Below are 14,499 nucleotides of genomic sequence, written 5' to 3'. Positions count from 1 at the left end.
TTTACATTAAACTAGAAAAGTGTTATACTTTTTCTCAAATGAGGATTGTTACTGCTTTGGCAGGCAAAACCTGAATGTCGATATGCGTGGACTCTGTCCAGCTCATATTGATGTTTGGGTTTTTTTGCATTTTACGGACCATATTAAGTAGTAGACCAACATCGCAGACATTCCCAAAAACACATCGCGTGGAACACAAGAAAGGGGAGCATCACGAACATGAATACAAGAAAATGGTTAAACGTTTTGGTGGCTGGTTGCCTCAGTATGATTCTGATTGTCAGTGGGTGCGCATCCAAAACACCGCAAACGGTTACTGAAACGCCGAATAAGACGGCAGAACAGGAACAAAATGAATCTACAGAAACGGTAGATCATTCAGCAACCAAAGCTAGAACGGTCATTACAACCGATGGTGAAGTGGATGATATGAATTCGGTGATTCGTTTTCTGTTATATTCCAATGAAATGGATCTGGCAGGCATTGTGCTGACCAGTTCAGTCTATCATTATGCGGGCGACGAGGAAGCAGGAATCAAACCTTTCCGCTGGACAGGTACACAGTGGGTTTACGACATGATTGATGCCTATGGCGAAATTTATCCCAACTTGTCCAAACATGCAGAGGGATATCCGGAGCCGGAACAGCTTCGCAAGATGACCAAAATCGGTAATATCTCCGACAAAGGGGAGATGGAGAAAGAAACGGAAGGTTCCGAATTTCTCCAAACGCTTTTCCTCGACGATGATTCCAGAGATCTGATTGTGCAGACCTGGGGCGGTACAAATACAACAGCCAGAGCACTGAAATCGATTGAAGAACAGTACAAGGGTACATCTGAGTGGGAAACGATTCGCAAAAAAAGTCAGTGATAAACTGGTGCTATACATCATCCTCGATCAGGATGACAGCTATAACGACTATATTGCAAAAAATTGGCCTGACATTCGTATTCTGAACGACCAATCGAACTTCTGGCATTTTGCCTATGCGTGGAAATTCCATACAGAGGAAGTCAACAGCAAGCTGCATGGGGATTGGATGATCAAAAACATTCTGGATGGTCATGGCAAGTTGTTGGATATGTATGCATCTATGGGTGACGGCAAAATGATTGAAGGCGAGCTGGAAGAAGAGCAGCGCGGTAGTGCTGAGTATCTAAAGAAGAATCCGCAATATGACAAATACGATTTTATATCAGAGGGTGATTCTCCATCCTTTTTCTATCTAATTGACAATGGACTGCGCAGTATGGAAGACCCTTCCTACGGTGGATGGGGTGGACGCTTCGGTGTGGTAAATGAGAAGCTGTTCAGGAACAACGTTCTTGATTACGATCCGTATACCAAACGATATGAGGCTGAATACTCTTTGATGAGATGGTTTGACGATATTCAGAATGATTTTGCGGCTCGTGCCGATTGGGCCGTAGCAGATACCTTTGAAGCAGCCAACCATAATCCGTCATTAACGATTAAGGAAGGACTGGATCTGTCCGTCAGTCCGGGTGAGAAAATAACCCTTCATGCCGAAGGAAAAGACCCGGATGGAGATCAGCTCACCTACAAATGGTGGAGATATTTTGAAGCAGATACGTACAAAGATTCCAACGTCCAGGAGGAGAAAGTTCAGCCTGAGATGGCGGGTGATCTGCAACTTGGATTACATCGTGAACTGGCGAAGGGCGAGAAGTTGGATACGATGCAATTGGAGGGCAATGACACCGATGCTGTATCGTTCAACGTACCTGACGATGCCAAATCGGGCGATACCATTCATATCGTAGCCGAAGTACAGGATGATGGGGAGCATCAGTTGAAGCATTATCAACGTGTGATTCTCACTGTAAAATAGCCAAAAATAAAAAATGAGTACAAAGAGCCCTTTCGTGATGAGAGGGCCTTTTGGCATACAAAGTGGATTGTTCTTTATGTATCCAAAGTAATGAAAATTAATATTTCTTATCCATAACCCAACAATTTCCGATATAATAACCAGATAGGTCAAAGCAAAAGGATACTACCTCAGAGAGGTGATTTGGATGACGATTGACGTCCTCGTGCGTAACAATGTGAAAGTGTTGGGAAAAGGCAGCCAAACGATTATTTTTGCACATGGATTTGGGTGCGATCAGGATATGTGGCGCTATATTGTTCCGAGTTTTACGGAGCACTACCGAGTTGTTTTATTCGATTATGTAGGCTCAGGTGAATCTCAAATTAACTATTATGATTCAAACAAATACAGTGATCTTCAAGGATATGCCCAGGATGTGCTGGAGATTATGGAAGCGCTCGACTTGAGAGATGTCATATTTGTTGGACACTCGGTCAGCAGTATGATTGGCATGCTTGCTTCCATTCATGAACCTAAATATTTCAAGCAAATCGTCATGCTGGGGCCTTCCCCGCGTTATGTAAACGATCTTCCGGGTTATTATGGTGGATTTGATCGGCGTGACATTGATGAGCTGCTGGAAATGATGCAGATGAACTTTATTGGTTGGGCCAGCTATCTCGCTCCGATTGTTATGCAGAATCCGGAACGGAAAGAGCTGACGGAAGAGTTGGAAAAAAGCTTCTGTTCGAGAGATCCGCATATTGCCAGACAATTTGCGGAGGTGACGTTTTTCTCGGATTGTCGGAATGAATTGGAGCGTGCCTCGGTACCTACGCTCATTCTTCAATGCTCGGATGACAGCATCGCTCCCGTTGAAGTGGGGGATTACTTGCATGCGCATCTGAAGAACAGTAGACTTCAACAGATGACGGCGAAGGGGCATTATCCACATTTAAGTCAGCCTGAAGAGACAAGCCGCTTCATTAAAGAGTATTTGCAGAGCGTGTAAAGTAAAATGAGAGGAAAGGCAGTTAATCCATGGATATACAATTAGATATGGCACCCTGTGGATACTTCTCCATTTCTGACTCGGGCATCATAAAAACGATTAATCAAACCCTGCTGACCATGCTAGGGTATGAACGCAATGAGCTATTGGGACGGCATATTGAGTCGACTATGTCGGTGACCAACAAGCTGTTTTTTCATACGTATTTCTATCCCTATATTCAGTTATATGGACATGTGGACGAGATGTACTTTACGTTTCGCACCAGTGATCAGCAGGATGTCCCAGTTTTGCTTAACGGGATTCGCCAAACTCGCGATGGGGAAAGCGTAGTAGATTGTGTGGTTGTGGTGATGCGTAAGCGAATTGAACATGAGAAGGATATAATGAACACCAAGACGAAACTTCAGGAACTGTATCAAGCCACAAATGATGCGAACAAGGAACTTGAACGACTGCACGAAGAATATAAGGTGAAGCAGCAGGCGTTAATCAAAGTGAATGATCAGTTGGAGACGATGGCTTCGACGGATCTGCTCACCGGACTCAAGAACCGCAGGTTTTTTCAGGATAAAATGCTGGAAAGCCTGGCACTCTTCCGGGAAACTCAATGTGTTTTCTCCCTTCTAGTCGTTGATATTGATCATTTCAAGAACATCAACGATACGTATGGACATCCGATTGGAGATCTGGTGCTGGGCAATCTGGCAGGCCTGCTGCAATCGGTGTCACGGAGCACGGATGTGGTGGCGCGTTATGGCGGAGAGGAATTTGTCATTATTCTTGCGAATTGTGATCGAGAGCAAGCTGTGGCTACAGCGGAGAGATATCGTTCACAGGTAGATTCCGCCGATTGGGGCGAGTATAACATTACAGTGAGTATTGGCGCAGCTACGGTTTCGCAGGAAGATACAGATCAGTCTTTGTTTCAAAAAGCGGACAAAGCGCTCTATGCCTCCAAAACGGGTGGGCGAAATCGGGTGACCCATGCAGCCGAGCTTGTAAGAAATTAAGGGCTGGGTTAAACAGTTAAACAGGAAAACATTAAGGAGCCTGCATCATAAGGGAAGTGCCCTATGCGCAAGCTCTTTTATTTTGTTTGAAACGGGACAGCTGACTTGAATTGGTTGTTCTTCTTCCGTAATCATTATCGCGGTGCAAGGTAGCCGTATCCTTCGGCGAAAGAACCAGCTTGGAGAGTGAAGTCTTCGTTGGCCTCATCCATAAATTCGGGATTTACATACAAAGAATGTGCGTCATTTCCTGATCCCTCCATGTAGGGGGTGAAGCCGGAATACTCCGTGTTTTTCCATACCCACAGCGTATCTTCTTGTGGTGCAGAGGAGTAGTACACATTGTGATCAAACACATTCCCCGAATTACTGGTGTATTCATTGTAAATGAGCACGTCAGAGCTGCCCGATACGAGAATGTTACGTTTGAACGTATTGTTCTTCGTTCGGGCTTGCAAGAATAACTGCCCATTGCCTGCATCCAGCAGGTCGTTATCCACTAACGTATTGTACATAATCGTACTGTCCTCAGTAGAACCGCGTTCCTCATCATAGCCGCCCATGGCGATGCCGGTAAGCCTGTTATGAAAAATCAGATTATCCTGCAACGTAATGTGGCTGGTGGAACGCCCAGCATGCTCCGAAGCAATCTCGATTCCGATATCGTTACGATATACCCGATTGTGGTCGATGATATGATTTTTGCCTCCATCTACATAGATTCCCCCGGCAGAATTGCTATCATTGGGGAGGTTCGTTCCATAAGACGGATTAAGATTGGAAGAAATATTATAGACTTCGTTTCCCCGTACAATCCCGTTTCGCGCCTGATCGTAAGTGTCGTCCTCGGAAGTTCCTTCATACCCAATCAGATCAATGCCGATGTTGTCGGTATCATGGATCGTATTGTCGAGTAGGGCAAACGTATCCACATTCCCGTTGACTGCGAGTGACTCACTTGAACCTAGCACGAGATCATACAGTTCATTATCCTTGATGATAATATCCCGTAATGCTTGGGGATGCTCTGTACCATAAATCGCGATTCCATGGGCGTCCCTGCCCTGTAAATTGGGTCCTGAAGGTTTAGCATCATTGGCAATGGAATGAACGGTGTTGCCCAGGAGTTGAATGTGCTCTCCTGACCCGTGAACATATATTCCAGTAGGCACTTGTCCCCGAAGTGAGGTTGTAAAGTTGCGAATTTCGAGATTTTGAATCGTAATATAGCTGGCATTTTCGACTTCAATCAAACCCTCTATGCCGCGTACCGACAGACCTTCACCATCAATGATGGCCTTTTCCTGTGGATAGCTGGAGAATAGGGTTGGATTACCCGAGGAATTACCGCTTTGAGTAATTTTGACCTTTTGGTGATAGACACCTTCTCGCAAATAAACGGTGCTTCCCGGTGTAGCATGGTCGGCAGCGTGCTGCAACGTTTTCCAGGGAGATTGAATGGTTCCTTTGTTCGAATCGTTTCCTTGTGGTGATATGTAAAACATCTTCTGGGTATCCGGTACCTGCACAGCCTCGGGAGAAGGGACGGATGAAGCCTCATCCTTCTGACAACCGGTTGTGAACAGGATCAGGGCCAGGAGTGCAATTGTAGCTATACGATACAAGATGATTCCTCCTCATGAATTAGCTATGAAGTTTTATTATAGCAGATTTGAATGGTGAATTAGGGCGTGATATGCTCATACAAAACAAGCATGTGTGGAGGAATAGCAGCAGCTGGAAGGGAGAAATGATCATGCATAAACTATCTGCAAACGAATTAGTGGATCGGGAACATCACGCTTGGGAGGAACTCAAGGAGCTATTGGACCATGGACAAAATAAGTACACCTATGTTCCTGCACAGCGGGAGGCCGGAGAGGATGCGCTCTATCGCCTCCAAGTAAGCACCAAATCCTATTTGGGAGCCGTTGCCTATGAGACAGCGGGCATCCTGCTGGATGATGGCTGGATTACGTTACTTGGATCGGGCAGTGACCACATCTTTGGGAGTCTGACCAGTTGGAATGGTGAGGGAGACAAGCCGTGTGTACCCACATTGGAAGGCATGATGATCGTCGCCTACGATGCCGCCGGTGGGTTTTTCGGAATGGATATGGGCAAGTATGGCCGTACGGGACATGTATACTATTTTGCCCCTGACACGCTGGAATGGGAATCGACAGAACTGGCTTACTCAGGCTTCATCAACTGGTTGGCCAACGGTGATCTGGAGCAGTACTATCAGACCTTTCGTTGGAAGGGTTGGCAGAACGACATGGGACAGCTTCAGACAGGACAAGTATTTGCGTATTATCCACCGCTTTGGGCGGAGGAGGGCGGCGGCGAGAGCAGCAGCAAAGCTCCGGTAGCAGTGGAGGAAGCCTGGAAAGCAGCATTGGTTGGGAAATGATGTGCTATGACAGGGCTGTAGGGGAGGGAGGGTATGAATAACTTGAATATCAATAACATTCAGAAGCATTACAGCATTGTGTTTCCGCACGAATATCTGGAGTTCCAACGGAAGATCGACGGTCAAGCATTTGATATGATTGAAAATGGAGAGTTCATCGATTGGGAAATTCGTTTCTCTGCTCTCGATGATCAGTTCATTGCAAATAACATCAATCTGGTAGACGATGTGAATCCGGATCCGAGCCGGATTATTCCGTTTGCTTGGAGTGTCAGCAGCGGCAACAACTATTTATTGGATTACCGAAAGAATTCAGAATCTCCTGTCGTACTGGTTATGGATCATGAAGAGGCGATGGTGCGCGAAGATGCTGAGAGTGAATCAGAGACGCCAGAGGAAGCCCAGCGATTGCTGGAGGAAAATGTACGAGAGATCGCTGCCAATTTCAATGCATTCATAGCTTGTTTAAAATCCAGACCGAGTGATTCAGTAGAGTGATTCGTCGTTTGAACAACGGGATGAACAACAAAAGGCTCGCGCTATGCGCGGGCCTTTTACTCAATCGAATACATGAATGTTTTGATTGAATGATATAGAATACATCCTAGTTTGCAACCTATCCAGTCTCAGTCATCGTAACCGTAGAAGTTGATCGTGCAGCTCTGTTGTGCCAGACCACGATGACAAGCGAGGCCAGACAGACCAAGAGCAGACATCCATATACATAATGATAGGCTTCCTCTACCGGAACACCCGGAATGCCGTGCAGCATAAGCCCGCAGACAGCTACGGATACCGAACCGCCAAAAAACTGGATCAACTGCAGCAAGCCCATACCGGAACCGATTTGCGCTTTGGGCAGCACCCGAGACGCTTCGTTATTCAGTGAAGCTATGGAGGCGGAGAGTGCCGGGGAGAAGAAGAGATATCCTCCGGTGATGATCAGGGCAGACTGATTCAGTCCCAGCATAAACAGAGCAAGCACTGCGGCAAGCAAAATGTGTCCGATCATCAGAAAACGTATATTGCCATAACGATCGATCCAGCGACCTACAAAACGGGTACAGAATGCCGAGACGATGGCTCCAGGAGCAATCAGCAGACCAATAGCCAGTGACGAGCGTCCAAACAGATCAGCGAGCACTAGCGGCATCAGGAATAGATTCCCCAGATTTACGACCAGAACACAGAAGCCGATGATCAGTAGCCGAGTAAACCCGGGTGTTCGGAATACATGTGGATTCACAAAAGGAAGGCTCGCCCTGCGAATATACACGATGTGCACAACAAGTGAAATGACACCGATGGCCAGCCATAACCATGACTGCTGAGTAATGGCAACCAGAAGGGTGGTTGCATTAATCACGGTTAATGCAGCACCGATCATATCAAAAGGATTCTCCGGTTTGGCCGTTTCACGCGGGAGAAAATAGAGCAGTACGGGCAGTGCAAGCAGGACAAGCACCGTAATGGCGAAAAGTCCATTCCAGCCCCAGTACTCACTAATGAGTCCGCCGACAATGGGACCAAGCCCAAACGCCATGGCACTTCCTGATGAGATCAGTGCGATGGCAGCTCCGCGTCGTTCCACTGGGATATAACGGCTCGCGATGACAAGTCCAAGCCCGGCCATGACTCCTGCACCCGCAGATTGCAAAATACGTGTCAGCAAAAGGATGGCAAAGCTGTGCGCAAATAATCCCAGCAATGAAGATAAGCCCAGAATAAGCAATCCCACCGTCAACAATTTGCGTACCGGAATACGGTCAGACAATCGACTGTAAATCACCGTCGACAAGGCATAACCAATGGAGTAGCTTGAAATGACCCAGGACCCCAGGTCTGATGTAATCTGAAGATCATGAATAATAACGGGTAAAGAGACGTTAAACATGGTGGTATTCATCACAACGATGAATAGGCAGCAAGTCCAGAGAGGCATTACAATTTTATCTTTCACGTAACCATTCCTGTCTATGAATTCAATAAACCATTTTACGCTCAATCTATGTATATGGCAATAATGTCATACGAATTCATTGGGTGGTTAAACAAAAACGGCGTCCTGACCCAGGACGTCGTTTTTGCACATGAGCATTTTCATCTGTTTATTTTTAGGACGTAGTAGCTGGTGTGCCACGATTGCGAATCCACTTGATGACATCCATCAGAATGACCGCTGCGAGAGCAAGTCCCCCTGCGATGAAAAACTCATTCCAGCCAAAGGCTGCCGGGATGGCGAAGATGCTACGAACCCCTGGAATCAGCGTGATTCCATACAGGCAGAGACAAACCAGGATGGAGCCGAGGACATATTTGTTAGTGGTGAAGCCGACCTGGAAAATCGTCTGTGTGTTGGAGCGCGCTGCAAAAGTTTGCAGACTCCGTGCCAGAATCAGGGTCGTGAAGGCCATTGCCACACTCATTTCCTCTGAGATCCCAAGTCCAATATATTGGGACACGATAACAGCCACCCCGATCAGAACACCACGTGTAATGACAGCCTGCAATGTTCCGCCGGCAAAGATACCTTCGTTGATATCCCGCGGTTTCCGCCGCATGACATCCGGTTCAGCTTTTTCCGTACCCAGTGCAATAGCAGGCAGGGAATCATTTACCAGATTGATGAAGAGCAGCTGGAGGGCTGTGAAGGGGTTCACCCAACCGACCACTAATGCAAACAAAATGGCGATAATAGCCCCCAGGTTTCCTGCAAACAGGTACGCAATGGCTTTTTTGATATTATCGAATACCATACGCCCTACACTGACTGCATTCACGATGGAGACAAAGTTATCATCCGTCAAAATCATGGCTGCCGCATCTTTCGCGACATCCGTCCCGCTGCCCATCGCTACGCCGATGTCTGCCTGTTTCAGTGCAGGTGCGTCGTTGACACCATCTCCGGTCATGGCTGCAATCTTGCCTTTGCGCTGCCACGCACGCACGATGCGGATTTTATTTTCAGGAGATACACGTGCATACACCGAGATATGTTCGAGCTGCTGATCGAGTTCTTGATCCGACAGTTTGTCCAGCTCTGCTCCGGTAAGGGCCAGATCATCCGGGCCTGCAAGTCCGATATCAATACCGATCGCTTGGGCTGTTGTTTTGTGGTCGCCAGTGATCATGATCGTGCGAATGCCCGCCTTCTTGCATTCTTCGATGGAACCATATACCGCTTCACGCGGTGGATCAATCATGGCTGTCAGACCAACAAGTGTTAGATCATATTCGTCCTCTACCGTGACCTGATTTTTGTCATCAAACTTTTTGTAGGCGTAGGCTAGCACACGGAAGGCCCGTTTGGAGAAAGCTTCATTCTTTTCTTCAAACTGCGTGCGAATCTCAGATGTCAATGGCTGAACTTCACCGTTCATAAATACATGACTACAGCGACTGAACAGCACATCCGGTCCACCTTTGGTCAGCAAAGCCGTCTGTCCTTCAAATGTGTGCACAGTGCTCATCAATTTCCGATCCGAGTCAAAAGGAAGCTCGGCTTCACGCGGAAACTGGTCACGAATTTCATTGTAATCCTTGTTCACCCGGTTACTGAAGGCGATGAGCGCTACCTCGGTGGGATCACCAAGTTCCTTGCCTTCTTGGTTAATATTCGAATCATTGCAGAGTACTGCAATATGTAACAAACGCCGTTCCTCTGCAGACCACTGTTTGGGATCATCGGGGAATTGATCTTTTGTGCCATGGGGAATGTAATAGTCCACCACGGTCATTTTGTTTTGAGTGAGCGTTCCTGTTTTGTCAGTACAGATAATACTGGCAGAACCCAAAGCTTCCACGGCAGGAAGACGTCTGATGATGGCGTGCTGCTTGGCCATTTTGTTCGTTCCCAGAGACAATACAATCGTCACTATGGAGGAAAGGGCTTCAGGGATGGCGGCGACAGCGACGGCAACTGCGAACATTAGGGCATTCACTATGGATGGCCCGATATTTTCGGTTCCTTCAGTTAACCAGACACGTCCTGCTTCTATGGCGAAAATAAGAATCGATAAGCCCAGGATAAAGAAGCCAAGCTTCTTACTAAACGATTCCAATTTACGTTGTAGCGGGGTTTCCTTCGCTTCTGCATTTTCAATCAATTCGGCAATCTTGCCGATTTCCGTTTTCAGCGCTGTACCCGTAATGACAAGCGTACCCCGACCATACACCACCAGTGATCCACTGAATGCCATATTGCGACGGTCACCGATCGGAGCTTCTTCCGGGATGGCATCTGCATGTTTCTCCGCTGCTTCGGATTCACCTGTAAGCATTCCCTCGTTGATTCGTAAGCTGCCTGACTCCAAAATGCGGCCGTCTGCAGGGACATAATCCCCTGCATCCAGCAAGACAATATCACCGGGAACAAGTTCCCGCGCGGGAATCGTTTTTTTCTGCCCGTCACGAATGATTTTGGCTTCGGGAGCAGACATCTGCCGGAGTGCATCCAGGGAACTTTCGGCCTTTTTGGTCTGCACAACGCTGATTACCGCATTTAACAGAATGACGAGAAAAATGATTAGCGATTCGATCAGGTGTCCAAGGACAATCTGAACAGTGGCTGCGATAAGCAGCACGATAACCATAGGATCTTTAAAATTTTCAATAAACAGCTTCCAAATTGGTGTTGCAGCTTTTCCTTTTATCTCGTTATAGCCTTCCGTCTCCAGTCTCTTCGCAGCCTCAGAGGTTGTGAGCCCATTAGTGGAACTCTGAACGTCCTGAAGTGTCTCCTCTGCACTATGTCTGTAATATTGCAAATGACCAGCTCCTTGGATCATAGATTTCAGATATTAGGTTTCCTTGTGTATATAACCTTGCAGGCGTCTAAGAACCAGTGAAACTTTATCAAATTTATGAACTCCATAGGTAGAATCTCCGCGTCTGGTAAATCTCATTCGTTTGCTATGCGGTGTGTTGGATATACTTTTGCTGTTTATTTTGATTAGGTCATTGTACCTTGCGCAAAAACTATGAAATAAAAGGGGAATTAGTTTTTTTTATCCTATTGAAGTTTTTTCATGGAAATGCGTATATAGATAAGGGCATATCATAAAACTCGGGTTTACCGCAGCATAAGGAGAAGGTACATATGAATGACAAGCAAATCGAAGCACTATTGAAACTCGCAGGGGGAAAGGAAAATATTCGTCATGTGCAGCATGACATGGATACCACTACGCTGACATTGCGTGACCGTACTCGAATGGATCTATCAGTATCTGATGAATTGGATCTTGGCGCCGATATTCGTATAACAGGCGATTATTGCTCCATAGCATATGAGGACGAGTCCTCCCAACTATATAATACGCTACAGGGCATGGGAGTGGGGAAAGCAGAAGGGGACGCACTGCCTGAAACAAGGCGTACCCGTAAAAAATCATTGTTATATTTTATTTCCGATGTGTTCAGGCCTCTGATGCCCGCCATCCTGGGAGCTGCAGTGCTCAAGATTGTTCTAGCCGTCATTACGTTATTTAACGAATCCTCACTGATGGATAGTCAGACATTCCTGATATTTAAATCCATTGGAGATAGTGTGTATTATCTGTTGCCAATCCTGGTAGCCCTCAGTACAGCCTATCGGTTAAAAAGCAATATTTATGTTGCCGCAGCGATTGGCGGACTAATGTTCTACCCGCAAATGACCGCTTTATTGTCAGGTGAAGAGGATGTTCATTTTATGGGTGTACCCATTGTGTCACAAGCGGTCTTTTTTTCAGCTACAATTTGGGTGATTTTGACGATATGTGCGGCGTCCTATCTGGAAAGAGTCGTTGAGCGAATAAGCCCAAGAGTCTTTAAAGGAATTCTTGCTCCATTGTTGACGTTTCTGATTCTCGTTCCATTGGTTCTGATGGTACTTGGTCCAATTGGTACTTGGATTGATCAGTATTTACCGGATGTGGTAGATTCACTACTGAATGATGCCCCGATTGTAGCAATTATGCTGCTGGGAGCGGTTTATTCCCTAATGATGATCGCTGGATTACATTACTGGCTTTTACCTATCATAATCAATGAATTGATGGTTAATGGTTTCTCCCTCATTCTCCCTGTCATGTTAGTTGCCTTCGTTGCACAAGCAGGAGCTTCACTCGCTACTGGGCTAAGAAGCAAACAGCGGGAATTCAGGAAGCTGGCTTTCTGGGCAACAGGAACTGCTTTATTAGGTACCCCAGAGCCTGCGATGTATGCGGTCAATATGAGAAAGAGGGCCTCTTTTTATTCGGCATTGCTGGGCGGTGCTGCAGGAGGACTGTATTTCGGGCTGATGTCCGTCATAGCAGTTGCATTGGGTGGGTCCGGAAGTCTGCTGGAAATTCCGCTATTTATGGAGGAAGGGAGCCTGAATCTGTTACATGCCTGCGTTGGTTTGATTATTTCCTTCTGTGTGTCAGGTGTGCTCACCTATTGGATGATAGGAAAGGAACGGAAACACGTATAAATTAAGAAAAGCCCGTACCTGATGGTGCGGGCTTTCGTGTATTGTAGAGTTAATAATAGGACAGCCACAGAAAGGATAACAAAAATGCCCAACAACATAGAGTGGATGGCTCAATGGAAGTCAACTAAGCCACTTACAGACCAATGGATGAGTGCGGGCAAAAGGCATCACTTTTCAAGTCATGCCTTACTACTTATCCTCGACGGGAAAGCGATCTGGAATATTAATGGTCATAGGGTTCAGGTATCTTATGGGGAGTTAGTTGCAGTGCAAGAAAACACCGTGATTGAAGTGATAGAGGGTGGCAATCTGGATCTGGCCGGATGGCATGTTCAGTTCGATACATACGCGATGTTCCCAGACCGAGGTGAAGTAGTGAAATATGAATGGCATGTACCGTCAGGGGACACGTATCAAAAAGTAAAATTAACCGGTGGCACACTGGCGAGTCTTAGCCAACATTGGAGTGAAGAAGGTTCTCCTAATCCCAATGTAGTACATGTAGGAAATCAGCTTTTGGTGTATGAACTGTTACAACATGTATACCGGGAGCTGTTAGAAGAGGAGCCTACCGTGGAACAAAGCATTCTCCGCACTGTGGATTACATGCAGCAGCATTATGAACAGGTCATCACACGCAAGCAATTAGCTGAGATAGCAGGCATAAGTCCCTGGCATTATTCCCGCAAATTCAGTGAGCGGTATGGAAAGCCGCCTCTGGATTATCTGGCTCATTACCGGATCTATCGTGCTCAAGAGGAACTGTTGTTATCAACGGCAACATCTCAGGACATTGCGAAGAAGACCGGATTCGAGGATGCTCATTATTTCAGTCGTCGTTTCAAACAGTTAACGGGTGTGTCCCCGAGAAATTATGCACAAACGTTACCCCAGCGTAAAATCGTATGTCTTTCCCCGCTTTGTGCGGAAGTGCTGATTCACTTGGGGATTATTCCACATGCCGTTGTGGTAACTCCCTTGCTTTTGCCTGAACATCAACATGAACTATTTGAAACGCATCAGGTGAAGATGTTGGAAGTCTCACAATATGAGCTGGATGTGGAACTGATTCGGCAAGTTCAGCCTGAATGCATTATGGGAAATTGTTGGACAGAAGAGATCAAACAAAAGCTGCGCACAATTGCACCCATCATAACCGGTTTAAATAACGATGTGGAGGCTCTGCTCCGTCAACTGGCAGGCTTTTTTCACCGAGAAGATACAGCCCATAAACTCCATATGCAGATGAAATTGAAAGTAAACGCAGCACAGCAGCAACTGCAGCATCTTGTCCAATCTTCCTCTACCGTGATGGTACTGAGGGTAGAACCGTTTGGTTATCGATATTTGGGTGGTCATTCTAATGGGGTATCCCATTTACTGTACGAACAGCTCCGTTTAACTCTGCCACAGCCGCTGCAAGCAGGGGAGGCGTGGTTTAATCCTTGCTCACTCGACTTGTTGGCCAAAGCCAATCCCGATTACCTGTTTGTGGAGAAACGAGTTATGCAGCACTTTAGTGCTCAAGAAAATATGAAGAAGTTAGTGGAGAGCTCTCAATGGAATGACTTGAAGGCTGTAAAAAACAACAGGGTATTTCTCGTGGATACTCGCCTGTGGGTGGATGGCCGTGGAATTATTGGACAGCAAATGATTTTGAATGAAATTGTGAATAGTCTGGTCACCAATGTATGGTAGAGCACAATAATCCAACTAAATACGCACCATCTCCTATGGAAGGATCTCTTCCTATTTGCTAGTATTTGA

At 46.4% G+C, this 14,499-nt stretch carries 9 protein-coding genes and 1 pseudogene; 7 read left to right on the top strand and 3 right to left on the bottom strand.

Going from position 1 to position 14,499, the window contains the following annotated elements:
- Positions 1 to 378: 378 nt before the first annotated feature.
- The 3 genes and pseudogenes from CRO25_RS34170 to CRO25_RS20960 form a co-directional block, all read left to right on the top strand.
- Positions 379 to 1,855 (top strand): annotated as a pseudogene (locus tag CRO25_RS34170) (nucleoside hydrolase-like domain-containing protein); the annotation flags it as partial.
- A gap of 187 nt (positions 1,856 to 2,042) precedes the next feature.
- Entirely contained in the window at positions 2,043 to 2,849 is an 807-nt protein-coding gene (locus CRO25_RS20965; protein WP_072734598.1) for an alpha/beta fold hydrolase, read from the top strand.
- Positions 2,850 to 2,878: 29 nt separating this feature from the next.
- On the top strand, positions 2,879 to 3,862 hold the full coding sequence (locus CRO25_RS20960; protein ID WP_079696295.1) for a sensor domain-containing diguanylate cyclase: 984 nt from the start codon (positions 2,879 to 2,881) through the stop codon (positions 3,860 to 3,862).
- Positions 3,863 to 3,996: 134 nt separating this feature from the next.
- On the opposite strand, the gene CRO25_RS20955 is transcribed toward CRO25_RS20960, so the two are convergent.
- Positions 3,997 to 5,487 carry a right-handed parallel beta-helix repeat-containing protein gene (locus tag CRO25_RS20955; protein ID WP_079696294.1) on the bottom strand — a complete coding sequence of 497 codons (1,491 nt, stop codon included), beginning with the start codon at positions 5,485 to 5,487 and terminating at the stop codon, positions 3,997 to 3,999.
- Between the two features lie 131 nt (positions 5,488 to 5,618).
- Between CRO25_RS20955 and CRO25_RS20950 the strand changes: the two genes are divergently transcribed.
- A complete protein-coding gene (locus tag CRO25_RS20950) occupies positions 5,619 to 6,275 on the top strand; it encodes a DUF2625 family protein (protein WP_079696293.1) in 657 nt (218 codons plus the stop codon).
- Positions 6,276 to 6,308: 33 nt separating this feature from the next.
- On the top strand, positions 6,309 to 6,773 hold the full coding sequence (locus CRO25_RS20945; RefSeq protein WP_079696292.1) for an SMI1/KNR4 family protein: 465 nt from the start codon (positions 6,309 to 6,311) through the stop codon (positions 6,771 to 6,773).
- A 118-nt stretch (positions 6,774 to 6,891) separates the two neighbouring features.
- On the opposite strand, the gene CRO25_RS20940 is transcribed toward CRO25_RS20945, so the two are convergent.
- Complete coding sequence (locus CRO25_RS20940; RefSeq protein ID WP_257018703.1) at positions 6,892 to 8,217, bottom strand: MFS transporter; 1,326 nt, start codon at positions 8,215 to 8,217, stop codon at positions 6,892 to 6,894.
- A gap of 172 nt (positions 8,218 to 8,389) precedes the next feature.
- On the bottom strand, positions 8,390 to 11,041 hold the full coding sequence (locus CRO25_RS20935) for a cation-translocating P-type ATPase (RefSeq protein ID WP_079696290.1): 2,652 nt from the start codon (positions 11,039 to 11,041) through the stop codon (positions 8,390 to 8,392).
- 332 nt (positions 11,042 to 11,373) lie between these two features.
- Between CRO25_RS20935 and CRO25_RS20930 the strand changes: the two genes are divergently transcribed.
- A complete protein-coding gene (locus CRO25_RS20930) occupies positions 11,374 to 12,732 on the top strand; it encodes a PTS transporter subunit EIIC (protein ID WP_079696289.1) in 1,359 nt (452 codons plus the stop codon).
- An 84-nt stretch (positions 12,733 to 12,816) separates the two neighbouring features.
- Positions 12,817 to 14,430 carry a helix-turn-helix domain-containing protein gene (locus tag CRO25_RS20925; RefSeq protein WP_256863715.1) on the top strand — a complete coding sequence of 538 codons (1,614 nt, stop codon included), beginning with the start codon at positions 12,817 to 12,819 and terminating at the stop codon, positions 14,428 to 14,430.
- The last annotated feature ends 69 nt before the right edge of the window (positions 14,431 to 14,499 follow it).

Source organism: Paenibacillus sp. RU5M (genome assembly GCF_900221055.1).
Lineage (GTDB): Bacteria > Bacillota > Bacilli > Paenibacillales > Paenibacillaceae > Paenibacillus > Paenibacillus marchantiae.
Note: the sequence above shows the minus strand (reverse complement) of the source record. Positions and strands in the feature narration are given on the sequence as shown.

Coding starts and splice junctions, on each gene's coding strand:
- CRO25_RS20950 (WP_079696293.1), top strand. CDS start 5,619: ATGCATAAACTATCTGCAAACGAATTAGTGGATCGGGAACATCACGCT.
- CRO25_RS20965 (WP_072734598.1), top strand. CDS start 2,043: ATGACGATTGACGTCCTCGTGCGTAACAATGTGAAAGTGTTGGGAAAA.
- CRO25_RS20930 (WP_079696289.1), top strand. CDS start 11,374: ATGAATGACAAGCAAATCGAAGCACTATTGAAACTCGCAGGGGGAAAG.
- CRO25_RS20940 (WP_257018703.1), bottom strand. CDS start 8,217: ATGCCTCTCTGGACTTGCTGCCTATTCATCGTTGTGATGAATACCACC.
- CRO25_RS20945 (WP_079696292.1), top strand. CDS start 6,309: ATGAATAACTTGAATATCAATAACATTCAGAAGCATTACAGCATTGTG.
- CRO25_RS20960 (WP_079696295.1), top strand. CDS start 2,879: ATGGATATACAATTAGATATGGCACCCTGTGGATACTTCTCCATTTCT.
- CRO25_RS20925 (WP_256863715.1), top strand. CDS start 12,817: ATGCCCAACAACATAGAGTGGATGGCTCAATGGAAGTCAACTAAGCCA.